General features: G+C 62.3%; 21 protein-coding genes and 1 tRNA gene. 9 read left to right on the plus strand and 13 right to left on the minus strand.

Going from position 1 to position 24,729, the window contains the following annotated elements:
* Positions 1–81 precede the first annotated feature (81 nt).
* Complete coding sequence (locus I7X09_RS29650) at positions 82–207, minus strand: hypothetical protein (RefSeq protein ID WP_255246884.1); 126 nt, start codon at positions 205–207, stop codon at positions 82–84.
* 394 nt (positions 208–601) lie between these two features.
* Positions 602–1,249 carry a TetR/AcrR family transcriptional regulator gene (locus tag I7X09_RS27845; protein WP_200314730.1) on the minus strand — a complete coding sequence of 216 codons (648 nt, stop codon included), beginning with the start codon at positions 1,247–1,249 and terminating at the stop codon, positions 602–604.
* A 97-nt stretch (positions 1,250–1,346) separates the two neighbouring features.
* Between I7X09_RS27845 and I7X09_RS27850 the strand changes: the two genes are divergently transcribed.
* Both I7X09_RS27850 and I7X09_RS27855 read left to right on the plus strand, forming a co-directional pair.
* Complete coding sequence (locus tag I7X09_RS27850; protein ID WP_200314732.1) at positions 1,347–3,137, plus strand: N-acyl-D-amino-acid deacylase family protein; 1,791 nt, start codon at positions 1,347–1,349, stop codon at positions 3,135–3,137.
* Positions 3,134–3,979 (plus strand): alpha/beta fold hydrolase, encoded by an 846-nt coding sequence (locus I7X09_RS27855; protein WP_095971582.1) that lies wholly within the window; start codon positions 3,134–3,136, stop codon positions 3,977–3,979. The genes I7X09_RS27850 and I7X09_RS27855 overlap by 4 nt, the downstream gene beginning before the upstream one ends.
* A 73-nt stretch (positions 3,980–4,052) precedes the next feature.
* Here I7X09_RS27855 and I7X09_RS27860 read toward each other — a convergent pair whose 3' ends face one another.
* The 3 genes from I7X09_RS27860 to I7X09_RS27870 are packed head-to-tail and all read right to left on the minus strand — an operon-like array spanning position 4,053 to position 7,151.
* Positions 4,053–5,192 carry a sulfotransferase family protein gene (locus I7X09_RS27860; protein ID WP_124569481.1) on the minus strand — a complete coding sequence of 380 codons (1,140 nt, stop codon included), beginning with the start codon at positions 5,190–5,192 and terminating at the stop codon, positions 4,053–4,055.
* Between the two features lie 7 nt (positions 5,193–5,199).
* A complete protein-coding gene (locus I7X09_RS27865) occupies positions 5,200–5,982 on the minus strand; it encodes an SDR family oxidoreductase (RefSeq protein ID WP_007726165.1) in 783 nt (260 codons plus the stop codon).
* A gap of 2 nt (positions 5,983–5,984) precedes the next feature.
* Positions 5,985–7,151, minus strand: coding sequence for a hypothetical protein (locus tag I7X09_RS27870; RefSeq protein ID WP_095971585.1), 1,167 nt, complete (start codon positions 7,149–7,151; stop codon positions 5,985–5,987).
* A gap of 116 nt (positions 7,152–7,267) precedes the next feature.
* Here I7X09_RS27870 and I7X09_RS27875 point away from each other — a divergent pair, with 116 nt between their 5' ends.
* From I7X09_RS27875 to I7X09_RS27895, 5 genes are all read left to right on the plus strand, one after another.
* Positions 7,268–8,203 carry a helix-turn-helix domain-containing protein gene (locus I7X09_RS27875; protein WP_095971586.1) on the plus strand — a complete coding sequence of 312 codons (936 nt, stop codon included), beginning with the start codon at positions 7,268–7,270 and terminating at the stop codon, positions 8,201–8,203.
* 143 nt (positions 8,204–8,346) lie between these two features.
* Positions 8,347–9,273 (plus strand): sulfate adenylyltransferase subunit CysD, encoded by a 927-nt coding sequence (gene cysD, locus I7X09_RS27880; RefSeq protein WP_095971587.1) that lies wholly within the window; start codon positions 8,347–8,349, stop codon positions 9,271–9,273.
* Positions 9,273–11,117 (plus strand): adenylyl-sulfate kinase, encoded by a 1,845-nt coding sequence (cysC, locus tag I7X09_RS27885; RefSeq protein ID WP_124569479.1) that lies wholly within the window; start codon positions 9,273–9,275, stop codon positions 11,115–11,117. Before cysD ends, cysC begins: the two co-directional genes overlap by 1 nt.
* On the plus strand, positions 11,114–12,268 hold the full coding sequence (locus I7X09_RS27890) for a 3'(2'),5'-bisphosphate nucleotidase CysQ (RefSeq protein WP_200314734.1): 1,155 nt from the start codon (positions 11,114–11,116) through the stop codon (positions 12,266–12,268). The genes cysC and I7X09_RS27890 overlap by 4 nt, the downstream gene beginning before the upstream one ends.
* Entirely contained in the window at positions 12,265–12,636 is a 372-nt protein-coding gene (locus I7X09_RS27895; RefSeq protein ID WP_095971590.1) for a limonene-1,2-epoxide hydrolase family protein, read from the plus strand. The genes I7X09_RS27890 and I7X09_RS27895 overlap by 4 nt, the downstream gene beginning before the upstream one ends.
* Before the next feature lie 9 nt (positions 12,637–12,645).
* On the opposite strand, the gene I7X09_RS27900 is transcribed toward I7X09_RS27895, so the two are convergent.
* Together I7X09_RS27900 and I7X09_RS27905 are read right to left on the minus strand one after the other, a co-directional pair.
* Positions 12,646–13,797: a N(5)-(carboxyethyl)ornithine synthase gene (locus I7X09_RS27900; RefSeq protein ID WP_095971591.1), complete on the minus strand. Its 1,152-nt coding sequence runs from the start codon at positions 13,795–13,797 to the stop codon at positions 12,646–12,648.
* A 233-nt stretch (positions 13,798–14,030) separates the two neighbouring features.
* The gene (locus I7X09_RS27905) at positions 14,031–14,408 is read right to left on the minus strand and encodes a MarR family winged helix-turn-helix transcriptional regulator (RefSeq protein ID WP_003941367.1); all 378 of its coding nucleotides are present in this window, start codon (positions 14,406–14,408) and stop codon (positions 14,031–14,033) included.
* Positions 14,409–14,493: 85 nt separating this feature from the next.
* Here I7X09_RS27905 and I7X09_RS27910 point away from each other — a divergent pair, with 85 nt between their 5' ends.
* Entirely contained in the window at positions 14,494–16,023 is a 1,530-nt protein-coding gene (locus I7X09_RS27910; RefSeq protein ID WP_124569476.1) for an MFS transporter, read from the plus strand.
* A 73-nt stretch (positions 16,024–16,096) separates the two neighbouring features.
* On the opposite strand, the gene I7X09_RS27915 is transcribed toward I7X09_RS27910, so the two are convergent.
* The 4 genes from I7X09_RS27915 to I7X09_RS27930 all read right to left on the minus strand — a co-directional run bounded on the left by I7X09_RS27915 (position 16,097) and on the right by I7X09_RS27930 (position 20,510).
* A complete protein-coding gene (locus tag I7X09_RS27915) occupies positions 16,097–17,959 on the minus strand; it encodes an FAD-dependent monooxygenase (protein ID WP_200318116.1) in 1,863 nt (620 codons plus the stop codon).
* Between the two features lie 2 nt (positions 17,960–17,961).
* The gene (locus tag I7X09_RS27920; protein ID WP_200314736.1) at positions 17,962–19,290 is read right to left on the minus strand and encodes an MFS transporter; all 1,329 of its coding nucleotides are present in this window, start codon (positions 19,288–19,290) and stop codon (positions 17,962–17,964) included.
* Between the two features lie 128 nt (positions 19,291–19,418).
* Positions 19,419–20,345: a LysR substrate-binding domain-containing protein gene (locus tag I7X09_RS27925; protein WP_200314738.1), complete on the minus strand. Its 927-nt coding sequence runs from the start codon at positions 20,343–20,345 to the stop codon at positions 19,419–19,421.
* A gap of 89 nt (positions 20,346–20,434) precedes the next feature.
* A tRNA-Arg gene (locus tag I7X09_RS27930) sits at positions 20,435–20,510 on the minus strand.
* 243 nt (positions 20,511–20,753) lie between these two features.
* On the opposite strand from I7X09_RS27930, the gene I7X09_RS27935 reads away from it, so the two are divergent.
* Positions 20,754–23,123: a phosphoketolase family protein gene (locus I7X09_RS27935; protein WP_200314740.1), complete on the plus strand. Its 2,370-nt coding sequence runs from the start codon at positions 20,754–20,756 to the stop codon at positions 23,121–23,123.
* Between the two features lie 39 nt (positions 23,124–23,162).
* On the opposite strand, the gene I7X09_RS27940 is transcribed toward I7X09_RS27935, so the two are convergent.
* Positions 23,163–23,882, minus strand: a complete 720-nt coding sequence (locus I7X09_RS27940; protein WP_200314742.1) for a DUF305 domain-containing protein — start codon at positions 23,880–23,882, stop codon at positions 23,163–23,165.
* 4 nt (positions 23,883–23,886) lie between these two features.
* Positions 23,887–24,714: a DUF3105 domain-containing protein gene (locus I7X09_RS27945; protein WP_095971602.1), complete on the minus strand. Its 828-nt coding sequence runs from the start codon at positions 24,712–24,714 to the stop codon at positions 23,887–23,889.
* Positions 24,715–24,729: the final 15 nt, after the last annotated feature.

The following is a 24,729-nucleotide window of genomic DNA, read 5'->3' on the forward strand; positions in this document are numbered from 1 at the left end:
ATAGTGCACCTATGGAAAATGGGGCCGACAATGTCGGCCCCATCTCGAGTTACGCCCTGGCAGGGGTGTGGTGCAAGCGAATCAGCTGAGGTTGAGCTTGGCGATCAACGGCTGGACGACCTTGATGATGTCGATGACGGCGCTGAGGGTGTTGATGGAACCCATGTTTCGGTCCTCCGTGTCGTATGTACAGGTTTGTATGTACAAGGTTGTGTCTGCGTGGTGTTTCTGTACGACCTTGTGTCGCAGACACAAGTTAGCAAACTGGACGCTTGTTTGGGTCGAAATGACCGCTTTGCGCTGAAGTTGCTGAAAAGTTCACGGTTTGTTCAGGAATGGAAACAAAAAACAGGCCGGACTCCCCGAAGTCCGGCCTGTCGATGACGCTTTGCGATCAGCTGAATGCCGAAAGTGCGCTGATGAGGCCGATGCCCGCAACTGCGACCTTGAGGACACTCAAGACGTCTTCGAGCTTGACACCCTCGGGCAATACGTTTTCGACAGACTCCATGTTGGATCCTTCATGTGTTGGGGTCGTGGTCCAGTGCCACTGCAAGCAAGATACCCAATCGTGACCACCTGTGAAACCCCGGCGCGAAGATCACGGTTGTGTTGCGCCGGACTCACTGGCCGTCGCGACGACGGTGGCTGCCACTATTTGCTCCACGCTGATGCCTGCTGCCGGTAGGCAGTGGTAGAAAATTCGTTCACAGAGGTCGACCATCTCGCCTCGCTCGAGCGTCGGCTCGTCGATCCAGTTGACGACGATTTCCTCCATGAACGCCTGCCACCCGGCGATTGTCGCCTCCACGGTCGCGTTCGATTCGATGCCCAGATTAGTGAGCGCAGCGACGATCCACGTGGTGAAAGTGCGGCGCATCCCACGGTAGATCGTGCGCATCCGGACGTCGCCACTGCCGGCCATCCGCATCACGGCGAGGTAAATGGTGGGGTGCTCGATAACGGCGTCGACGAAAGTTTCGATACCTGAACGCAGCTGGGACGTGATGGGGAGCTCGGGGTCAGGTCGCATTCGATCTTCGAGATCGGCCGAGGCAGCCTCGAGGATGGCGTTCTGGAAGCCCTTTTTGTTCTTGAAGTAATGGAACAGCAGTGGCGATGAGACGCCGGCCTCGGCGGCAACTCGGTCCATCGACAGTTGGTCGAAAGGCTCGGTCCGCAACATGCGTACTGCCACCTCGAGGATTTGCCTCTGACGGTCTTCGGGGGAGCGTGGGACTGCAGCCATTCCGACATCTTATGTATTGGCTCCGAAGGTTCATTGACTTTTACTCAACGCTGTCTATAACGTGAGGTAACACATACGTGAGGCGAGGAGTCCGACAGTGTCTGCTTTCGACATCGTGGTCAACGACGGGTTGTGGTTCGACGGGACGGGGGCTCCAGGTCTGCGTCGTAATCTCGGAATTCGAGACGGCGTGGTCGCGGAGGTGTCCACGACAGGCCTCGAGATCGGGCCGGACACCGAGGTGATCGATGCGGCCGGCAAGTGGGTGCTCCCGGGTTTTGTCGACGTCCACACGCACTACGACGCCGAGGCCTTGGTCAGTCCAGGGCTTCCGGAATCGGTTCGCCACGGCGTCACGACGGTCGTGCTCGGTAATTGCTCGTTGTCGACGGTGTATTCGACCCCGCGCGAAATTGCGGACCTGTTCAGCCGGGTCGAAGCAGTGCCCCACGACGCGGTGCTGCGCATCCTCGAAGCGAACAAGACCTGGACCGGTCCCGCGGCGTACACCGCTGCACTCGAAGCCCTTCCCCTCGGACCGAACGTCGCGGCCTTCATCGGCCATTCCGACATTCGCACGCACGTACTCGGATTGGGGCGCGGCACCGACAAGAAGGTCAAGCCGACCCGCTCGGAACTCGGCCGGATGGGCTCGATGCTCGAGGACGCCATCGATGCGGGGATGTTGGGCCTGTCGTCGATGACCAACGCCCTCGACAAGATCGACGGCGACGAATACCGTTCTCGCTCTTTGCCGTCGACGTATGCACGGTGGAAGGAGTTCCGATTCCTCAACCGCATCCTTCGTGATCGCGGCAAGATCTTGCAGAGCGCTCCGACCATCAACCTGCATCCGAACGTCGCGGCGTTCTTCGCTGAAAGCTCCGCCATCGGACGCAAGAAGCCGCTCAAGACGTCGCTGCTCTCCGGTGCGGATTCGAAGGCCTACCCGGTGATCGTGTACTTCATGCTTGCTGCGGCCCCGCTGCTCAACCGCTTCGCCAAGACCGATTTCAAGTGGCAGCACCTTCCGGTTCCGTTCACCGTCTATGCAGACGGAATCGACCTCGTCGTATTCGAGGAGTTCGGTGCCGGCGCCGCCGCGTTGCACCTCAAGGACCAGGTGGAGCGCAACGAACTGCTCCAGGACGAGTCGTACCGCCGCGCATTCCGCAAGGACTACGACAACAAGTTCTCACCTCGCATCTGGCACCGCAATTTCTACGACGCCGTGATCGTCGGTTGCCCGGACGAGACGTTGATCGGCAAGAACTTCGGTCAGGTCGGCGACGTCCGGGGAGTGCACCCCGTGGACGCATACCTCGATCTGGTGGTGAAGTACGGACGAGAACTTCGCTGGCGCACCACTATTGCCAATCATCGTCCCAAGTTTGCCAAGAAACTCGCCGCGAGTTCCGGCGTGCAGATGGGCTTCGGCGATGCGGGTGCGCATCTGCGCAACATGGCGTTCTACAACTATCCGGTGCGACTCCTCAAGCGTGTCAAGGACGCCCAGAGTGACCGCAAACCGTTCCTCACCGTCGAACGGGCAATTCATCGCCTGACCGGCGAACTGGCGGATTGGTACGGCATCGATGCCGGGCATCTACGCCAGGGTGACCGCGCGGACTTCGTTGTCATCGATCCAGCCGGGCTCGACGAGTCGGTGGACGGCCTGTTCGAGGCAAAGGTCCCCGAGTACGGTGGCATCAGCCGAATGGTCAACCGCAGCGACGACGCAGCCGTCGCGACGGTGATCAACGGCCGACTCGTCTACCGGGACGGCGAATTCGCCCCGGGATTCGGAATCGAAAAGACAGGCCAGTTCCTGCGCGCTGGTGAAAAGGCTCCGATCACAGGGGTCACGAAGGCTAGCGTGGCGCTATGACTACACCGGCGGATCGCCTCACCTCGTACTCCCGGTCCGGGCTGACCTTCGACGTACGCGACGAAGGGCCGGCAGACGGTCCGGTTGTTGTCCTCCTGCACGGTTTTCCGCAGGATTCGAGCTCGTGGGATCAGCTCGCACCGCTGCTGCACACCCGCGGCTTCCGCACGGTGGCGCCGGATCAGCGAGGGTACTCACCCGGCGCCAGGCCGAAAGCGCGCTGGGCGTACCGCGGGTCCGAACTCGCCGCTGACACTGTCGCACTGATCGACGCGCTCGCGGTGGGCAAGGTGCACCTGGTCGGCCACGACTGGGGTGCCGCAGTCGCATGGCAGGTCGCTGCCGAGCGGCCCGATTTGCTCAACACCGTTACCGCGGTGTCGGTTCCGCATCCACTGGCGTTCGTCAAGGCGATGGTGACCAGCACGCAGGGACTGAAATCGTGGTACATGGGGGCGTTCCAATTGCCCTTCGTTCCCGAGAAGGTTCTGTCCTCCACGTCGGCGGGTGAGAAGTTCCTGATCTCGAGCGGGCAGACGCCGGAGAACGCGCGGCGCGATCTGAATGCCATGCTGGCTCCCGGCCGCCTGCGGGGTGGTCTGAACTGGTATCGCGCGATGTGGATGACCAAGCCGAACCCCGCAACTGCCCGGGTCACCGTGCCGACCATGCACGTCTGGAGCGACGGCGATGCTGCCATCGGGCCCAAGGGATCTGCGCTCACCCCCGCGTTTGTCGACGGCCCGTACCGGTTCGAGGTTCTCAGCGGCGTGAGCCACTGGATTCCGGACGAGGCGCCGGACGAGTTGGACCGACTGCTGGGCGAGCATCTCGGCAGCTGACCGCGTTTCGATCACTGAAGCCCCGCCGATCGGCGGGGCTTCAGTTGTCAGCAAGGTCGTCGGCCAGCGGTTCTCAACGAGTTCCGAATCGCTCTTCCACCTGCTCCTTCGTCAGACCGAACTCCTCGAGCGTGTACTTGTGCGAAGGTTTGCGAGCACCCGAGCGGCTTTCCTCGTGCATGGCCTCCATCGACTGCTGGGCGGTAGATGTCAAAGGGATGTCGAAGTGCGCGTAGATGTTCTCGACGGTTCCCAGCGGATCGGTGACGAAGTCCTGATAGTCGACGTCGATGAACTGAGCCGGATTGTGGTGTGCGCGTGCACTGTCGAACTGCTCGAGTCCCCTGGCCCACAATTCGAGCTGACTTTCGCCGATCACCTTGTCGGTGAACGTGTTCGACCAACCCTCTGTCGCCTGGGCGGCCAGGCTGCATACCGACGGAATGATTGTCGTGGGGGAGCGGTGAGTCTGGATGACGAGAGCGTCGGGGTACGCCTCCATCAATTCGTCGAGCGCAAACAGGTGGCTCGGGTTCTTGAGGACCCACCGTCGATCCTGATCGGGCAGACCGATCAGCTGCAGGTTCTTCTTGTGTCGTGCATAGGCGTTCGACCACTCCTGGTCCTTCAGCCATGCGGAGTACGTGGGTAGATTTGCCAGGCACTCGTACGACACGGACTTGAACGTCTGACGCAAGAGTTGCCAACATTCTTCGACTTCACTGGCGGACATGTAGTGCACGCCCATGAATTCGGGATGCTCGACGTGGTGTTGGCCGAACGTCTCCTCGATCTTGGCGAAGACCGGGTTCGATTCCCAGGTATCGCGAGGTGGACGCGGCTGGGGGAACTCGGTCAGCCACATCTCGAGACCCTGGTGAGCCGGGTCGACCGTGAGGAGGCGGTGTAGCGCTGTGGTGCCGGTGCGTGGCAATCCGGTGACGAAGATCGGCCGCTCGATCTTGACGTCGGCGTGTTCCGGATGTTCCTTCCATGCGGATTCGCTGAGCAGACGTGCCACCAGGGCGCCGCGTAGGAATACCCGAGAGATCTTGCTGCCGAAGGGTGTCAGATCCTCGTCGCGGTCGTACGACTCGAGCAGGACCGACAGAGCTTCGGTGTAATCGTCGACGCCGAAGTCCGTCAGGCCGGTCATCCGCGTCGCCGAGGCATGGAGATCCTCGACGGTGCCGACGTGAGTGCGTTCAGTCATGGTGCTCCTAGTGATGGAATTCGCCGCAGTTGACGTCGATACATTGGCCGGTGATCGCGCTGGCCATCGGGGACGCCAGGAAGATCGCCGCATCGGATACTTCATCCGTCGTCGGCAGGCGCTTGAGGTCGGTGTTCGACGCGGTGTGCTCGTAGATCTGCTCGACGGTCATGCCGAACTTCTCCGCCTGGTGCGCGAAGTAACCCTTGAGGGTGTCGCCCCAGATATAGCCGGGTGCAATCGAATTGACACGAATTCCCTGCGGGCCGAGTTCGGTGGCCAGGGACTGCGACATGGCGAGCAGGGCCGACTTCGCCATCTTGTAGCTGCCGTAACGCTCTTGCGAATGCCGCAACACCATCGAATTGATGTTCACCACGGAGCCGTCCGACTCGGCAAGTGCCGGCGTGAACAGCTGAGTCAGGCGCAGCGCACCCAGTACGGTCAGTTCGATGCTGTCGCGGATGTGCTGGTAATCGGTGCGAGCCAATGGCTTCATCGACGGAATCGAGAAGGCATTGTTGATCAGAGTGTCGACTTTGCCGTAGGCGGCAATGGACTCGGCCACCAGATTCTCGGCGGAAGCCTGGTCGGTGATGTCGGTGGCAACGGTGACGGCGCGCCCACCGGCATCGACTATTTCCTTCGCGACGTCGTCGAGCCGCGATTGCGTGCGCGCTGCGAGAACAAGACTCGCGCCGGCTGACGCACAGCGAAGCGCCAGAGCGCGGCCGAGAGCGGGGCCGACCCCGGAGATGACTACTACACGGTCTTCGAGCAAGGCGGTCATGTTTACCCCAGCATTCGGTTGTCGATGGCGGCCTGGCGCTGGGCAATTCGCGCTGCCCAGTCCTCGGCGCTGATGGCGTTGGTGTCGAAATGCGGCAGGTGCTTCGCAATGTCTTCCACTGGAACGATCTCGACGGTGGGGCCGTCCTCGGGCGTCAGCTCGCGCGAGACCCGCTGCCACCGGAACTGAAGAATGCCGCGCGGGTGCCCGACGGTTTCGATCCAGTTGGTGACACCGGGGTTCTTCTCGCTGACCACCATCCGGACCATCCCGTCCGGATCCACCTGTGCCTGGCCGTTGTTGAGGGAGGTCTGATGATTGACGTAGTCGAGTGAGATGTACCAGAGGCTACCGAGTTGGAAGCCGAGATACGGTGCGTCCGACGCCGGAACCGTGATGATCATCGCCTGCTCGTCGGTTAGTTCGTAATGTCCCACCGACGAGTACTGTGTCGCCAGTCCGCCCGGCGTCAGACGTGGTTCGGTCATGGTGTTGACCGTGAGCTTGAGGTAGAACCACTCCGGAAACTGCAGCCACGTCTTGACCCGCGTGACCAGTGCCTTTCCGGCCCGTGCGTACCGCTTCTCGGTCTCTTCGGCGGTCAGCGGTGGCGGTGCGATTCCGATCGAATCGGTGCGCTCGATTCGGATCACGCCGCGCTGCTGACTCCAGTCGCTGTAGACCTCGCGAACGACCAACTGCGAGGAACCGGGCGCCAGGGTGTAGTAGTTGGCTCGGCCGTCGGCAGGGCCGGGGCCGAACCAAGCGACGAAGTTGCCGTCGTCGTCTATCTCGAGTTCGCGGTCGTCGAAGGCGATCTCGCTTCCGGGGACATTCGAGTTGGTGTAGTTCCCGCTCAACACCTGGAAGCTGAGATCGGCTGTGGTGCCGCGCTTTCCGGTGACCTTGTATTCTTTGTCGTCGTTGATACGGGCGCCGAAGTAGAGGGTGTCCGGGTTGTCGAGACCCATCTTGGTGAACGGCCCAGTGCCCTGGATGAAACTCGGATGAGTCTTTTCGCTGGCCCAGGCGGCATGCGTCGTCGCGATGATTCCGCCGGCCAGATATTGGTATCCCTCCAGTAGATCCTGTTCGGATCTGATGTGCGGCGCAGTCTCGATCAATTTCTCGGCTTCGGCGATCGCCTCGGCAAACGGGTCCGTCAGCACGCTGGCTCCTCACAGTTCCGACTATGTCGCCGGTCCAGAGCGTCGTGGTACAAATATGTACCTATTTGGTAGATGTTGGGTATTCCGACAATAGAACGCGTTCTAGGGAGTGGTCAATGGGTGGACCGGAGAAGGCGCCTGAAGATGGTCGCCCGAGGGGGAGGCAATCGCCTCCCACCGAGCGGGTGGTTCAGGTACTCGATTACCTCGTCGGCCGCCCTGATCAGCGGTTCGGGCTGTCGGAACTGGCCCGCGCGCTCGAGATCAGCAAGCCCACCTGCCTGGGAATCCTCACGGCACTGGCTGATCGTGGATACCTGACTCGGGACGAGGTGTCGAAGACCTACGGGCTCGGTCCGGCCTTGATTGCGGCCGGACGTGCAGCTCAGCGCGGATTTGCCGTCGGCCCTATTGCCCGCACCCATCTGGCGAAGGTGAGTGCGGAGTTCGGGACGACGTGCACGGCGTCCGGCGTGATCGGTGACCAGATCAGTGTTCTCGAGGTGACCGGACCGGTCGGAGCACGTCGCGCTGCCAAGGTCGGGCAGGTGTATCCGTTCGCTCCGCCGGTCGGACTGATGTACGTCCTCTGGGGTTCGGATCACGACATGGACAGTTGGCTGAGCAAGGAGCCGAGCCTGCCGGTGCGCTTGGATCGCGAGCGTCTGTGGAACGTGGTCCGCGAGTGCCGCGCCGCGGGGTACCTGGTCGAGAGTCTGGACCCCGTCGGGCAGCGACTTCACACGCTGATGGCGGGTGTTGCGACGCATGATCTCCCGCCCGAGGTGCGTGAACTGCTCGGTGAGATGGTGTCGAGCCTGGGCGAGAGGGTGTACCTCGGGCGCGACATCAGTTCCGACGACGAGCATCCCGTCAGTCTCATCGCGGCCCCGACCTACGACGCCGAGGGGCATCAGGCGCTTGTGTTGACGCTGTATGTGGGTGGGGCGATTACGGGCGCCGAGATCGAGCGAAGGGCCGCGGCGCTGGTTGCGGCAGCGGATGCGGTGACGGCGGAAGTTGGTGGCCGGAGTCCGGTTCGCGGTCTGTGACGTCTGATTGCCGGACATTGACCTTTGGGTAGAACGAGTTCTATTCTGTGGTTGCGTTCAAATTAGAACCAGTCCGGTACATAAATGTACCGATGCGGAAATGGTGTTCCGCACGGAGTACGTGATGCTCAGGAGCGAAAGACATGGCAACACTCCAGACCCCGCCCGCCTACGAGTTGTCGCATCTGCGAGCACTCGAAGCGGAGGCGGTCCATATATTCCGCGAAGTCGCAGCGACTTTCGAAAAGCCGGTCCTCCTGTTCTCCGGAGGTAAGGATTCCGTCGTGATGCTGCACGTAGCGGCCAAGGCATTCTGGCCTGCCCCATTGCCGTTCGCCGTGATGCACGTCGACACCGGTCACAATTTCGACGAGGTGATCGAATTTCGCGACCGCACGGTCGATCGCTTCAACCTGCGTCTTGTCGTCTCCAGCGTGCAGGACGACATCGACGCCGGTCGCGTCATCGAGGACACCGGAGTCGGTTCCAGTCGCAATCGCCTGCAGACACACGCGTTGCTGCGCGGAATTCGCGACAACAAGTTCGACGCCGTGTTCGGTGGTGCTCGCCGAGACGAGGAGAAGGCACGCGCCAAGGAGCGGGTGTTCAGCTTCCGGGACGAGTTCGGGCAGTGGGATCCCAAGGTGCAGCGACCCGAACTGTGGAATCTGTACAACGGCAAACACCGTAAGGGCGAACATATTCGGATCTTCCCGCTCTCCAACTGGACAGAGCTCGACATCTGGCAGTACATCGAGAGCGAACAGATCGACCTTCCCGGCATCTACTACGCCCATCGTCGCGACGTGGTTCCGCGCGACGGAATGTTGTTGGCACGCACCCGCTTCCTCGAACTTCGCGACGGCGAAGAGTCCTACGAGGCGTTGGTGCGCTTCCGTACGGTCGGCGACGCAACGTGTACCGGATGCGTCGAATCGTCGGCCGAAACGCCGGCTGCTGTCGTGGAAGAAGTTGCAGCGAGCCGTATTACGGAACGTGGCGCAACCAGAGCTGATGACCGAATTTCCGAAGCCGGCATGGAAGATCGTAAGAAAGAGGGGTACTTCTGATGCCGCAACTGCTGAGAGTCGCCACGGCGGGCAGCGTCGACGACGGAAAATCGACACTCATCGGCCGGTTGCTCTACGACTCCAAGTCGATCTTCGAGGACCAACTCGAGGCCGTGGAGCGGAGCAGTCGAGAGCGAGGAGACGAGTACGCCAACCTCGCGCTACTGACTGACGGTTTGCGCGCTGAGCGTGAACAGGGCATCACGATCGACGTGGCCCACCGGTATTTCGCGACCCCTCACCGGAAGTTCATCATCGCCGACACTCCCGGGCACGAGCAGTACACCCGCAACATGGTGACCGGCGCGTCGACGGCCGATCTTGCCCTGATCCTGGTGGACGCACGGAAGGGCGTGCTCGAACAGACGCGGCGGCACGCATTCCTCTCCACGCTCCTGGGGATTCCGCACCTCGTGCTGTGCGTGAACAAGATGGATCTGGTGGGCTGGTCTCAGGAACGGTTCGAGGAGATCAAGGAAGAGTTTCGACAGTTCGCGATCAAGTTGGACGTCCACGACCTGACGTTCATTCCGGTGTCGGCGCTGTTGGGAGACAACATCGTTGCCCGGACCGAGAACATGTCCTGGTACGACGGGCCTTCTCTGCTGCACCATCTCGAGCAGGTGCACATCGCTTCGGATCGCAACTTGATCGACGCTCGGTTTCCGGTGCAGTACGTGATCCGTCCGCAGAAGCAAACAGATGCCGACCTCCACGATTTCCGTGGATACGCCGGAACGGTTGCCAGTGGTGTCTTCAAGCCTGGTGACGAAATCGTGGCGTTACCTTCAGGATTCACCTCGACGGTGAAGGCAGTCCACGGGCCGGGCGGTGACGTGATCGACGAGGCATTTGCGCCGTCGGCCGTATGTATCGAGCTGACCGACGATCTCGACGTCAGCCGCGGGGACCAATTGTGTCGGCTCAACAACCGGCCGCAGGTCGGGCAGGAAATCGATGCGATGGTCTGTTGGTTGACTGAACAGACCACCCTGTCGGAGAACAACCGCTACTCGTTGCTGCACACCACGCGCTCCACGAAAGCGCAGATCGTCAAGCTCGACTATCGCCTGGACGTCAATTCTCTGCACCGCGACGAGAAGGCAGAATCTCTGTCCCTCAACGAGATCGGACGCATCTCGATCAAGACGCAGCAACCGTTGATGTTCGATCCTTACCGCCGCAACCGGGTGACGGGCAGCTTCATTCTCGTGGACGAGACCACGGGCAATACCGTTGCTGCTGGAATGATCAACGGTCCGACGCTCAAGGAGTCGCGCGTCGTCTGGCACAGTTCGGAGGTTTCTCGCGAGGAGCGTGCGACCACCGGTGGGACTGTGTGGCTCACCGGACTCTCGGCCTCGGGTAAGTCGACGATCGCGGTGGAACTCGAGCGCCGGTTGGTGGCCGCGGGTATCCCGGCGTACCGACTCGACGGCGACAACCTCCGGCACGGCCTGAATGCGGATCTCGGGTTCAGTGCCGAGGACCGAGCGGAAAACGTTCGCAGAGTCGGCGCCGTGGCGCAGTTGTTCGCTGATTCAGGTGCAGTGGCAGTGGCTTGCCTGATCAGTCCGTACCGCGAGGACCGCGATCGAGTTCGGGCGGCCCACGAGGCTGCTGGACTGAAGTTCGTCGAGGTCTATGTCGACACCCCGATCGAGCAATGTGAAGCCCGAGACCCCAAGGGTATGTACGCCAAGGCCAGGGCCGGGGAAATCAAGGGTTTCACCGGGGTCGACGATCCTTACGAGGCTCCAGCCAGCCCCGAGCTGGTGATCAGACCCGAAGACGGAACGCCTACCGAACTTGCGCTGCGAATTATGGAAGTGTTGGACCGGTGAGCGAATCCACACACAGCAGAATCGCCGACGAGGCACTCGCGGCGGAATTGGCGCAGGCCGCTGGTGCGATCCTCCTGGGGATCCGAGCCGAGGGCCTGGGTGTCGACGACGGTCGTGAGCTGGGCCGACGAGGCGACAAGGCAGCCGATTCCTACATCCTCGACCGGTTGGCGGCCGAGCGGCCGGAAGATTCCGTGCTCTCGGAAGAGTCGGCCGATGATCGCAATCGTCTGGAGGCATCCCGGGTCTGGATCATCGATCCGCTGGACGGCTCCAAGGAATACGGCTTGCCGGATCATGCGGATTGGGCAGTGCACGTGGCGCTTTGGGAACGCGGTCGTGGAATTACCGCAGCCGCGGTGTCGCAGCCGGCGCTCGGAGCGGTGTACTCCAGTGGCGACGAGGCAGTCTCGGTTGCCGCCAACTCGCCGCTCCGAGTGGTCGTCAGTGGCTCGCGACCGCCCGCATTCACCGAAGCCGTGGCGGCCGAACTCGGCGCAGACGTCGTGCACATGGGATCGGCCGGCGCCAAGGCGATGGCGGTGGTGCGCGGAGAGGTCGACGCGTACCTGCACGCCGGTGGGCAGTGGGAATGGGATTCGGCTGCACCCGTCGGCGTCGCACAGGCGGCCGGGCTGCATTGCAGCCGCATCGACGGTTCGCCGCTGCTCTACAACGAATCACATCCCTACCTACCGGATCTCGTGATCTGCCGACCGGAGTTGTCAGAGTCGATCCTGGGCGCAATTGCCAAGCACTCCACGGAGTCTGCGGTCAGCGGACGCGTCGCCATGGCGCGTGAATACGTGAACGCATTGCTCACTCACGACGCAACGAAGGTCCGATTCGCCGCCGACGCCTGGCGGGTCGAGAACGGTCAGCGAACGGGTGATACCGGCGCTTTCATCAGCAACGAACTCGAACAGGGGCAGCAATATCGCGGAATCGTGGCGATACGTGAACTCGCGCTGCGTGAGTGGGGCGAGAGCGTCGTGGCGCGGTACCTGCTCGACCTCGGAACACCTGGCCAAGCCCCGGCCAGTACGGTTTTCGTCACCGAGTACTTCGGGATACCGGCAGGCGAGATCGAGAGCATCCTGGCAATCATCGAACCCCACGAAAACGATTCGAAAGAGGCTGGCACACAATGACACCGGACAAGCTGATCACCGAATTCTGTGCACTCTGGGCGAACGCCGACGTCGCGAAGATCGTTGAGCACTTCACCGATGACGTCGTTTATCACAACATCCCGATGGAGCCCGTGGTCGGTCGCGAGGCCGTCCGGGCGTTCATCGAGCAATTTGTCGGTGCCTTCGGCAACATCGACTTTCAGATCAAGCGTCAGGTTGCGGACGGCAACACCGTCATGAACGAGCGCGTCGACGTCTTCACCATCAACGGTGCCGAGGTAGCACTCCCGGTCATGGGGGTATTCGAAGTCGAGGACGGAAAGATCAGTGCCTGGCGCGACTATTTCGACATGGCGCCGATCAACGCGGCAGCCGGCCAGGCCTGATCGAGGCGCCTACTCCGCGATGACAGCGTGCGGGTAGTCCGCCGAGCGGTGCTGGAAACGCGTAATGGCGGGATTCACGATGACGCCGTCACGGATTTCGATGGCGCGGTCGACGGTCTCGTCTGCTTTCCAAGCCGTCTCTCCTGCCATCACAGTGGGCAAGTAGGGAAGAAGTGATTCGCTGATCTCCCATGACGCCGAGTTCCACAGGTACGACGGGCTGTGATCGACGCCGTAGTAAGTGATGTTGTCGCCGACGATGAAGGTCGGATCCGCGAACGAGGTGGGACGAGCCCAGCTGAACCCCATGCCTTCGTCGCACGAGACGTCCACGATGAGGCTTCCCGGTTGGAAGTCCATGAGATCTTCCTCGGTCAGGAACGTCAGCGGGGCATCCGTGTTCTGCAGGACGCAGTTGACGACGATGTCGTGCTCGGCCAGGAAACCCGGCACCGGCACGCTGTGATTGTCGAGCATGACGTGGCTGCCGCGGACGTCACCGTTGTCGTTGTCGAAAGAAACCATGCGCGCCGAGTGGATAGGGGAGCTGACGGCGGTGACGCCGCGCTGAGTCAGTACGTCGACTTCATGGATACCGTGCGCCTTGAGTGCAGTGACGGCGCCGCGCGCTGTGGCACCGAAACCGATCACGGCAGCAGTGAGACGGCGGCCGTAGTCTCCGGTGGAACCGATCAACTGCAGGGCGTGCAGTACCGAGCAATAGCCGGCCAACTCGTTGTTCTTGTGGAACACATGCAGATTGAACGATCCGTCGCTGTGCCAGAAGTTCATGGCTTCGAAGGCGATGAGGGTCAGTTTCTTGTCGATCGCGATCTGTGTCAGCTCGGTGTCCTGGACACAGTGCGGCCAGCCCCAGAGAACTTGACCCGATCGGAGTTCGGCGAGGTCACGCACCAACGGCTTCGGCAGCAGAACCACATCGGTTTCCGCCAAAATCTGCTTGCGCGTGCGGATTCCGGCCACCAGGCGCGAGAGGTAGTCGTCGGAGTAACCGAAGGGGTGGCCGTAGCCTTCTTCGAGGTAGATCCGAGAACGTAGTTCGGCATCGATGCGATCGAAATGCGCAGGATGGATCGGCAACCGGCGTTCTGCCGGTTTGCTCGACTGTCCGATGACTCCAAGGGTGCGTGCGTTGTTCAATTGTGTATCTCTCTATAGGAGCAGGTAGAGATGTCAGGCAGGCGCCTGAGGGACTAGCAGAAGCCGCAGGAACGCTGGCAGATTGCCTCGGCCAGGATCGCGTGAAAGCGTGCCGGCTGCGCTGCTGTCGATCGCCGACGGCAACAGAAAGGCGCGTCGGTATGTGCTCAGTCTAGTCCGGAACGGTCCGTGCCCGGTGGCCGGGCGCGGTGCGGTGCTCCTCCGCCGTACGGCTATTGCTCGCGCAGGCGTGAATCCAATACGGCCAGTTGGATTTTGCTGGCGTCCGCGTGTACCTGACGTCCTTTGTCGGTGACGTCGACGAACACCCCGCGCCGGTCGGCTTCGCACAGTGCTCGCTGAACCAGTCCGGCCTTCTCGAGACGGGCCACGCTACGGGAGAGCGCGCTCGGACTCAGGTACATCTCCGAGGCAAGCTCCTGCATGCGTGGACGTTCGCACGTGGCGTCCATGAGCCGGTCGAGAGCCTCGAAGTCGCTCATGCTCAGCCCATGCGCCGACTGCATCTGGCGATCGAGTTCGCACGCGATGTCGTTGTAGCTGGTCGACAGCGAGCGCCAGGTGTTGCGCAATTCGGATTCCGACGTCACGACCGCATTCTAGTTGAAGACTCGATTACGTGCAATTGCATTAAATGCTTGTGCATTATGTGCATGTGCATCTATTCTCGCTGACGTGACTTGCACAGACTCGACACTCAAACCATTCGATTCGCCGGAAACCCCGGGTTCTACGGAATCCACGGACCCGGCCACAGGGGAGGGCTGGTCCCTCAAGCTGTGGGGCATCCTCGCGGTGCTCTGCCTCGTGTTGTTCCTCGACGGTCTCGATGTGTCGATGGTGGGCGTCGCTCTACCGTCCATCGGCAATGAACTGGGCCTGTCCACTACTTCGCTGCAGTGGATCATCAACGGCTACGTCCTCGGGTTCGGCGGCTTGTTGCTACTCGGTGGACGTACCGCCGATCTTCTCGGGCGCAGGAAGGTCTTCCTGATCGCGCTGACCGTGTTCGCCATCGCCTCGCTGGTAGGTGGCCTTGTCGACAACGGAACACTGCTGATCGCATCACGATTCGTGAAGGGGTTGGCTGCGGCCTTCACCGCTCCGACCGCAATGTCCATTCTCACCACGACGTTCAAGGAGGGCCCGGCCCGTAACCGTGCGCTGTCGGTGTTCTCCGTGTTCGGTGCCAGTGGTTACTCGTCGGGCCTGATCCTTGGCGGGCTGTTGACCAGTGCCGGTTGGCGATTCACGTTCCTGATGCCGGTTCCGTTCGCCGTCATCGCGCTGATCGGTGGATACTTCCTCATTCCGCGGGACCGTCCCGCAGATACCGGGGGACACGACCTCGTCGGCGCCGTCACCCTGGTGACGGGAATGCTTCTCACGGTCTACACGATGGTCTCGGCTCCGACCCGTGGGTGGGCACACCCGATGACGCTGGGTTCGTTCGCCGTCGCAGCCGTGCTTCTTGCGACGTTCTTCTTCGTGGAGAAGAAGGTCGCTCATCCACTTGTACGACTTGGGCTTCTGCGCGTCGGCACCATCGTTCGTGCGAATCTGGCCATCATCGCTCTCTTCGGTTCCTACCTGAGCTTCCAGTTCATGATGACGATCTTCCTGCAGTCGGCCCTCGGCTGGTCGCCCCTGAAGATGGCGATGGCATTGCTCCCCGCGGGCATCATCGTCGCATTCGGATCGCCGTTCGTCGGACGGCTGGTCGACCTGTACGGCAGTGCCAAGCTCATCATCGCGGCACTGACGTCGCTCAGCGTCGGGTACCTCTGGTTCCTCTTCGCGGGCAGCGATTCACCGTCGTACGTCGTGGCGATTCTGCCGAGCGTCATCCTGCTCGGACTCGGATTCGCCTTGGGGTACACCTCGATCATGGCCCAGGCCACCTCCGGCGTCGACGACTCGGAGCAGGGTTTGGCGTCCGGGCTGGTGAACACGTCCGCTCAGGTCGGTGCGGCGCTCGTACTCGCTCTGACTACCGCCCTCGTGACCGCCGGATCGCACACCGCATCCGGTGCCGGTACCGCCGGATTCGAACAGTTCCATCCCGGACTGATCCTGGTTACCGGAGTCGCGCTGGTGGGCTTGGCGATCACCGTCTCGCCGCTGGTACGTGGAAGGTCGCTGAGGGGAAACTCGGCGAGTGACAGGCGCGCTGAGGAAGAAAAGGAATTGGCCGAGGTCAACTGAATACTCGCTTCATCCGCGAATGCGCTCGGCCGCGTAGGAGACAATCCTGCGCGGCCGAGTTGCTGTGTCTGAACTAGCGAGCAGCAGATTTCAGGGCTGCATCGATGCTTGTCGACGTAGCTTGCGAACCGAGAATCAGCGCCAGCCGCACCAACATGGCTTCGCGGTCGGACGGATCAGCCTGATCGAGTGCGTTCGACAGTGCCAACCAGACGTGTTCGCGGCGGCCCTCGTCGTCGATCACCGCAGTAGTCGCCGACGGTGCTGCATCGAAGTGCGTGGGCGCAGTACCGGCCGTCAGGTGCTTGGCCACGTCGTTCAATTGCGTGGGATCGCTGATGCGGCAGAGCACCAATCCGTCGGGCCGAATCACGATGATCTCGCCGACACGAGCACCGAGGGCAGATGCGAGATTGCCTTCGGCATCGGGAATCGTGGAGTCGGTAGTTCCCGCGGTGATCACCCGTACGGTTTCCGGAGCAATCGCCTGAGCAAGAATCTCGGCCTGTGCGACGAGTTCGTGGACCGACTCAGCTGACAGTCCGAAAGCCAGCAGGCCGAATCCAGTACCGCGCAGACTGTTCAAGGAGGTTTTCGAACCGTCGATCGAGACCTGGACGAATCTGTCTTCCAACGGATCCCCGGGTAGGACGCCCTCGGTGCCCGCAGCTGTGGGCCACGTCAGCGGCGAGAGTCGGGCATGCGTTGCACTCGACTGGCGCGGGTTGATGAGGTGCGCGAATTCGCTTCGCTTGGTGGCGAGTTCGAGTACGGCGTCGCGGGTGGTTCGGTAGCCGTGACTGCCGGGAGACATGATGAGCGTCGACTTGCCTGCATTGTCGACGTTCTGCTGCCACGCGCTGCGACGTTCCTTCGAATACGCGTCGAGGATGGCGGTATCGGCAGCTCCGTTGATGACGGCGGCCAGTTGCCACACCAAGGTCTCGGCGTCTTCCATACCCGAGTTGAGGCCGCGAACACCGAAGATCGGAACAAGATGCGCGGCGTCGCCGGCAAAGAGCACACGGCCGTGAGTGAAATCTTCCAGGGCGAGTGCATGGGCGCGGTAGAAACCGAACCATTCGAGGGTCCAGGGGATATCGCTCTGCAGCCATTCGAGGTGGCGGGTGATGCGGTCGCGGATGCGATCTTCTTGCGTCTCTGCCTCGGGATCGTCCGACGCGTCGAGCTGGTAGTCGATGCGCCAGATGTCCCGTGGTTGGCGGTGCATGATGATCGTGGACCCCGGGTTGCTGGGTGCGTCGAACCACACCAGACGCTCGGCCGGAAGTTCCGATTCCCAATGAATGTCGGCAATGACGTAGTTGCCCTCGTAGCTGTTGCCCTGCAAGCGGATTCCGCTGAGTTCGCGCATCTTGCTACGGCCACCGTCGGCAGCCACTACCCACGCCGCGCGCAGTTCGCGAGTTCCGAACGCGGTGTCGACGGTCAGCGTCACCTCGTCATCGCCGGCCACGATGCCCGCGATCGACGACGACCAGTGGAAGTTCACCAGAGGGTGAGCGAGCAGCTTGTCCGTCATGATCTGCTCGAACTCGGACTGCGACACGTTGACCATCGGACCGCGTGCGTCGTGATCGGCGGACGCCATGCGGAAGTGCAGCACTTCCTGATCACGGTAGTAGCTCCGGCCACCCACCCACGGCAGAACGATGTCTTCGAGTTCGGCGCCGAAGCCGAGACGCTCGGCAACTTCGAGGCTGTGCCGTGACACGCAGATCGCGCGACTGCCGAACGAGACCTGATCGGCCGCTTCGAGAATCGTGACGGCAATGCCGCGCTGTGCCAAGCCCATGGCTACGCCCATGCCGACGGGGCCGGCTCCGACGATCACGACGGGAAGTGCGTCGGCCGAAGGCGCCGTGGAAGCGAAATCCTCGGGTGCGTACTTCTTCGGATGAAAGTAGGTCGACATGGTCACGAGGCTTTCTGTGCGGCAGTGGTTTTCGGGATCAGTTGAGGTTCCGGGAGTAGCAGGATGGAAACCAGGCTGATCACGGCAATGATCACGAAGTAGACGGTGATGGCGAACGAGGTGTCGAAGGCGGCGTAGAGCGCAGTGGCGATCATCGGGGCCAGACCGCCGCCGAGGATTGCGCCGATCTGGTATCCGAGTGACGCTCCGCTGTAGCGGATATGTGCGGGGAACAACTCGGCGAACAGTGCCGCTTGTGGCCCGGCGCAGCAGCCGAGCGTGAAGCCGAGGGCGATCATCGATACGAGCATCACCGGGACGATCGCCGTGTCGATCAGCGGAAAGAACACCGCTGCCGCCACTACCAGCGCGGTCGAACTGCGGATGTAGACGGTTCGGCGTCCGAGAGTGTCCGACTTGTGAGCGCTGAAAGCCATTCCCGCCATCCAGAACGGGCAGGATGCGATGAGGAGGAAGAGCATCGTGGTTTTGCCGAAGCCGAGTTCGGTCTCGCCGTACTTGAGGACGTACACCATGTACGCGTACGCAATTCCGTTGGTGGCGATGAAGGTTCCGCCGGCGAGGAGCACTGTCTTCCAGTGTCTGGTGAGAACCTCGAGAATCGGCATGGACTCCGCCGGTGCTTCGGACTTCGAAGCGGTGAACTCGTCACTTTCCTCGAGGCCGAGACGGATCCACATCGCAACACCTACGAGAACTGCGCTGAGCAGGAACGGGATTCGCCATCCCCAGGAGTTGAATGCATCGTCGTCCATGAAGGCGGCGAGGGGGAGGTAGACGAGATTGGCCACCAGTACGCCTGCGGGAACACCGATTTGTGGTGCGCTGCCGTACAGCCCCTTCTTGCCCTCCGGTGCGTTTTCGGTGGCGACCAGAACTGCGCCGCCCCACTCGCCGCCGACGCCGAGTCCCTGAACGAATCGCAAAGCCACCAGGAGTATGGGGGCAAAGACGCCGATGGCGGCGTAGTTGGGTAGCAGGCCGATGGCAACGGTGGCGCAGCCCATCAGCATCAACGAGGTGACCAACATGGATTTGCGTCCGATGCGGTCGCCGAAGTGTCCCATCACGATTCCGCCGATGGGTCGCGCGACGAATCCGACGGCGAGGGTGGCGAAGGCGGCCAGGGTGCCGGCCAGATCGGACGTGCCGGGGAAGAACTGCTTGCCGAGCACGAGCGCGGCGGCGGTGCCGTAGATGAAGAAGTCGTACCACTCGATGGCGGTGCCGACAAAGCTGCCGAGGGCGGCCTTGCGCGCCTTGACCGTCGCGGCGGTGCGCGTAGCGGTCGGTGAGGCGATGGAGGTCATGAAGTGCCTTTCGAGATGAATGTGGCTTGAAGAAACAATGACGTGCGCCACAACAATTGAAAAGCGAAAGAATTGGAGGTTCTTGCACGGAAAATACGTGGAACCAGCTCCGCTGCCTGGTAGTGGGACTATTGGGCAGGTTCCGAGGGTGAAACGAATTCTATGAAAGCGCGTGCGACGCGGCTGAGACGAGTGTTCTGGTGCCACGCGAGAACTACGTGCACCGACGGCACGACAGGGGAAGCGATGGTCTTGACGACCACCTCGAGCCCCTCGTACGTGACGTCCATCTTGGGGCGCTGGAGTAACAGCGTCCAGCCGAGTCCGCGCCCGACAAATGCCCGCGCCGTCTCGAAGTTCGCGGTTCTGTATGCAACCTTCGGGATGAATCCGCCTGCGCGACAGACATCGAGCGCGTGTTTGGTGCTCGGCGGAGCGTCGAGGAGAACCATCGGGTGTTCCGCGAGGTCCGGAAGATGGATCGGTCGCTCGGACCGCGCGAGCGGATGTTCGGCACCCAGGACGATCAAGGGTTCGCGGACGGCCAACGGAACCGTGCGCAATTGTGGCGAGAGGTCCAGGTCGTACGCGATCGCGAGGTCCAACTCGCCGTTCTCGAGATGTGTCTGGAGTCGATTCTGAGTGTCCTCGCGGAACTCCACCTGCGCGTCGGGATTCTCACGGGTGAACCCGGCGATCATCGACGGCAGAACCGTCGGCCCCAGAGCGGGATAACAGCCGATCGCAATGGGCCCTGACACGCTTCCGCCGGTTCCGAGTGCGTCGGACTCGAGTTCCCCGGCTTGCTGAAGTAGCGCGCGGGCGCGCACCAGAACGGATTCGCCGGTGCGGGTCAGTTGAATGCCGAATGAGCGACGGCGAACGCACAGTTGAACTTTGAGCGCGCGTTCGAGTTCGGTGAGCGCCGAGGACAGAGCGGAAGGGGAGAGGTGCAGGCGCTCGGCTGCGGCACTGATCGTTCCGGTCTCGGCCACCGCGACAAACGCAGCCAGCTGACGCATCGTGTACGTGGGAGCGGGATCGACGCGAGGCATGAGATCGACAGTAGTCGGGGAGAAGACTCTGGATCTGTTGGCATGGCACCGTAACGAGGTCGAAAATCTGTCGCCGACCTGCGTTTTCGTGGTGCCCCCGGCAGGATTCGAACCTGCGACCTTTCGCTCCGGAGGCGAACGCTCTATCCCCTGAGCTACGGGGGCGCACCGAATACTCGGTGTGCCGATTGGGCTGCGTTAGCGTAGCGCATCACGGGGGGACAAGACCAAACCGGTCCCCGTCTCGGCATGGCGTCGTCGCGGGCGGCAGTCGAGGATGCGACCGGGGACCATGGTCGTCGAATCATCTGTACCGACTGACTCGGATGCTTTTTACGCCTAGGCTCGGCTCTGAGCACAGGCTCGGGCGGACTGCTCGGGCACCCTCGTGAGGTACGGGAGTCGTTGATGACCGATCACCACTATTCCGAAGACCAGCTCGCGCTCGACCTGAAGTGGTGGGCAGCGGCCAACTACCTGACCGTTGCGCAGATCTATCTGAAGGACAACACGCTTCTGCGTGAACCGTTGCGTGCAGAGCACATCAAGCCTCGATTGCTCGGGCACTGGGGGACCAGCCCCGGCCTGTCGATGATCTACACGCTCCTCAATCGGCACATCGTCGCCACCGGTGCGGACTGGCTGTACGTCACCGGTCCGGGTCACGGGGGACCGGCGCTGGTCGCGTCGACGTATCTCGAGGGAACGTATTCGGAGATCTATCCGGAAGTGTCGGACGACGCCGAGGGCATCCATCGGATGTGTCGGCGATTCTCGGCTCCCGGCGGGGTGCCCAGCCACGTGAGCGTGCAGACACCCGGAAGCATCCACGAAGGCGGCGAACTCGGCTACGCCCTTGCCCATGCGGCCGGCGCTGCCTTCGATCATCCGAATCTCGTGGTGGCCTGTGTGATCGGCGACGGCGAAGCGGAGACCGGGCCGTTGTCCGGCTCGTGGAAGCTACCGGCATTCTTGAATCCACGACGCGACGGCGCGGTGCTGCCGATCCTGCACGTGAACGGCGCCAAGATCGCTGGCCCGACCGTGTACGGACGCAGCAGCGACGAAGACATCCAGGCCTACCTCGGCGGCCAGGGGTGGGCGCCGATCGTCGTCTCCGGTGACGATCCCGACGCGGTGTTTCCTCAGTTGTATCAAGCGATCTCGCAGGCACACGAGAAGATCCGCGAGATGCAGGGTGCCGCACGCCGTGGCGAGGAGTGGTCGGGTTCGTGGCCGGCAATCGTCTTGCGAACGCCGAAGGGATGGACCGGTCCACACACCGTCGACGGAATCCTGGTCGAGGGCACACATCGTGCGCACCAGGTGCCGTTGTCCGGCGTGCGAACCAACGAATCACATCTGCGGCAACTCGAGGAGTGGATGCGGTCGTACCGTCCGGACGAGTTGTTCGACGCAAACGGATCACTGGTCGCGGAACTCGCGGCGCTCTCGCCGGCGGGGGACAAGCGCATGGGGAGTACTCCCTACGCGAACGGTGGACGACTTCGCGTCGATCTCCCGATGCCGCCGCTCGAAAAGTACGCGCTTCCCATTCAATCCCCGGGCTCGACCTTCCACGAGACGACGCGAGTGCTCGGCGAGCTTCTGCGCGACATCTACGCCGCGACCGAAACCGAGGACAGCGGCGGGATCTTCCGACTCTTCTGTCCGGACGAGACGTCGAGCAATCGACTCGGGGCCGTGTTCGAGACAACCGACCGCTGCTGGCAACTGCCGATCACCGACTACGACGACGGACTGTCCGCGGACGGTCGTGTCATGGAGGTCCTCAGCGAGCACCTCTGCGAAGGTTGGCTCGAGGGCTATCTGCTGTCCGGTCGACACGGGATGTTCGCGAGCTACGAAGCATTTGCGATGGTGAGCGTGTCGATGCTCATCCAGCACGCCAAGTGGCTCCAACATGCCGTCGACCTGCCGTGGCGGGCGTCCGTCGCTTCGCTCAACGTGCTGTTGACCAGTACGTGCTGGCGCAACGATCACAACGGATTCAGTCATCAGGGCCCCGGCATGATCGACGCCGTTATTCCCTTGGCCCCCAGTGTGATCCGCGTGTGGCTACCGCCGGACTCCAACACCTTGCTCTCGATCTCGGATCACTGCCTGCGTAGTACCGACCACGTCAACCTGATAGTCGTGGACAAGCAACCGCATCTGCAGTACCTCACGCTCGAGCAAGCGCACGAGCACTGCGCGGCGGGAGCTTCGGTGTGGGAATGGGCCGGAACCGAGGCTCGCGGACAGGAACCGGACGTGGTCCTGGCCGCCGCGGGAGATGTGCCGACGCAGGAGATCCTGGCTGCTGCACAGTTGCTGCGCGATCACACACCCGAACTGATCACCCGCGTCGTCAACGTCGTAGATCTGATGGCCCTGCTGACCCCCACCGAGCATCCCCACGGATTCGGGGAGCGGGTCTTCCTCGATCTGTTCACCGCGCAGACCGACGTCGTGTTCGCATTCCACGGATACTCGCGTGCGGTGCACGAACTGATTCACGGGCGTCCGAGTCCCGAACGCTTCCACGTCCGCGGATTCAGTGAACAGGGAACAACCACAACACCGTTCGACATGGTTGTCCTCAACAAGATGAGCCGCTACCACCTGGTGATCGAGGCGCTACGACGCTCCAAGCGCCGGCCGGCCGGGGCGTCCGAGTTGGCGGAGTTCTGCCGCACACAGCTCGAAAAGCACTCGCGTTACATCGTCGAGCACCTCGAAGACATGCCGGAGGTAGAAAACTGGACCTGGTCCTGAAAATTCAGGACCAGGCCCAGTCGGGTCCGAGTTCTCAGTTCAGTTCATGGGCAGCGGCGCTGCGCCGCGAGCTGCCAACATGTCGGTCATCAGCTTGGACTCGCTCTGCTGCGTGTTGACCATGGTCTGTGCCAGGCTGCGCACCGGACCCTCGGTGGCGTCGGCTGCTGCGTACTCCATCATCGGAAGCCCACCTTCGTGGTGACGAAGCATCAGCTGCAGGAACAGGGTGTCGAGTTGCAGGCCTTCCGCCGCGCGGAGAGCCGCGAGGTCCTCGGGGGACGCCATGCCGGGCATGGTGTCGACCGGACCGGAATGAGCCATGTCCATCGTGGCCGAAGTCCCGTGCGATCCGTGACCGGAACCCGAATCGGACGACATCCACTCCATGTACGGACCCACCTTGGACAGCGGCTGATCCCACATGGTCAGCCACGCCTGCATCTGACCGAGCTGGTTCTGCTGCGTGGTCAAGATGTCGAACGCCAGCGTGCGTACGTCGTTGTCGGTGGACTTCGTCAGGGCGATGGACGCCATGTCCACGGCCTGGCTGTGATGCACGCTCATGTCCTGCGCGAAGCCGACGTCCACCGAATCCGATGCCGGAACCGTCAGGGACGACTTCGCGTCGGGTCCCAGAAGATTGGTCAGTGCGCCGAGCGCAAAACCGACGGCGATCGCGCCGATCAGACCGATGATCAGCAGTGCGGTGCGCTGACTCGGCTTCGAAGACTGATCGGTGGTCACTGAACTGTTCACCGGACTATCCACCGGCGGGAATCTGTTCGTCGGTGGCCGGGGTAGCGCCCGTGCCGTCCATCTGGATGGCGTCGGGACCCGGAGGAGTCGGATCGAACGGCGACGTCGACGGAGTGAACAGCGGGTTGGTGCAGCTCGCGCCGACCTCGGGGTAGACGTTCGGATTCTGGTTCAGCGCGGTGATGAACTGATCGATGCGATCGTCGTCGGCCTTGTCGATCTCGAGGCGATGGCCCCACGACTGCAGAGAAATGGGGCTGCTCTGGCCGGGGAACGGCGACATCAGCATGTAGGACTTGCCGTTGACGCGTCCGGCGAGGCTGTCGATCTGGTCCTGATCGACGAGATCGGGGTTGTACGTGATCCAGATGGCGCCGTGCTCGAGCGAGTGAACGGCGTTCTCGGTGCGGATCGGGTCGGCGTACACCGTTCCGGTGCAGTTAGCCCAGGTGGCGTCGTGCGGGCCACCGAACGGCGGAGTCTGGTCGTATGCCACGCGCTGAGTGGAATCGACGTGCTGGCCGGCCGGGTACTCGATCTTGAGGACGCCGTCGATCTTGTCCGACGGATCCTTGTTCTCCGAGCTGTACTTGTACGGCTCGAGCGCCTGCCGCTCCTCGACCTTGGGCCACAGATTGATACCGAGCACGGCGATGAGTGCGAGCACAGCCACACCGGCACCGATCGACAGCCAGGGGATCTGGCGGGGAGCGGGGACGCCACCCTTGCCCTTCTTGGCCGGCCGACTGTTCTTGTTGGCGGCCTTGATGGCCTTGGCTGATTTGGCCCCGGAGTTCTTGTTGGGACCGCGACTATCGGAACCGCTTGGCATCGATTGGGCTCTTTC

Origin of the sequence: Rhodococcus sp. P-2 (assembly GCF_016598535.1) — a bacterium.
Taxonomy (GTDB): domain Bacteria; phylum Actinomycetota; class Actinomycetes; order Mycobacteriales; family Mycobacteriaceae; genus Rhodococcus_F; species Rhodococcus_F baikonurensis.

Bases quoted from the DNA above. Each gene is read 5' to 3' on its own strand.
- I7X09_RS27935 (WP_200314740.1), top strand. From the start codon at position 20,754: ATGACCGATCACCACTATTCCGAAGACCAGCTCGCGCTCGACCTGAAG.
- cysC (WP_124569479.1), top strand. From the start codon at position 9,273: ATGCCGCAACTGCTGAGAGTCGCCACGGCGGGCAGCGTCGACGACGGA.
- I7X09_RS27875 (WP_095971586.1), top strand. From the start codon at position 7,268: ATGGGTGGACCGGAGAAGGCGCCTGAAGATGGTCGCCCGAGGGGGAGG.
- I7X09_RS27895 (WP_095971590.1), top strand. From the start codon at position 12,265: ATGACACCGGACAAGCTGATCACCGAATTCTGTGCACTCTGGGCGAAC.
- I7X09_RS27860 (WP_124569481.1), bottom strand. From the start codon at position 5,192: ATGACTGAACGCACTCACGTCGGCACCGTCGAGGATCTCCATGCCTCG.
- I7X09_RS27945 (WP_095971602.1), bottom strand. From the start codon at position 24,714: ATGCCAAGCGGTTCCGATAGTCGCGGTCCCAACAAGAACTCCGGGGCC.
- I7X09_RS27845 (WP_200314730.1), bottom strand. From the start codon at position 1,249: ATGGCTGCAGTCCCACGCTCCCCCGAAGACCGTCAGAGGCAAATCCTC.
- I7X09_RS27920 (WP_200314736.1), bottom strand. From the start codon at position 19,290: ATGACCTCCATCGCCTCACCGACCGCTACGCGCACCGCCGCGACGGTC.
- I7X09_RS27855 (WP_095971582.1), top strand. From the start codon at position 3,134: ATGACTACACCGGCGGATCGCCTCACCTCGTACTCCCGGTCCGGGCTG.
- cysD (WP_095971587.1), top strand. From the start codon at position 8,347: ATGGCAACACTCCAGACCCCGCCCGCCTACGAGTTGTCGCATCTGCGA.
- I7X09_RS27865 (WP_007726165.1), bottom strand. From the start codon at position 5,982: ATGACCGCCTTGCTCGAAGACCGTGTAGTAGTCATCTCCGGGGTCGGC.
- I7X09_RS27915 (WP_200318116.1), bottom strand. From the start codon at position 17,959: ATGTCGACCTACTTTCATCCGAAGAAGTACGCACCCGAGGATTTCGCT.
- I7X09_RS27925 (WP_200314738.1), bottom strand. From the start codon at position 20,345: ATGCCTCGCGTCGATCCCGCTCCCACGTACACGATGCGTCAGCTGGCT.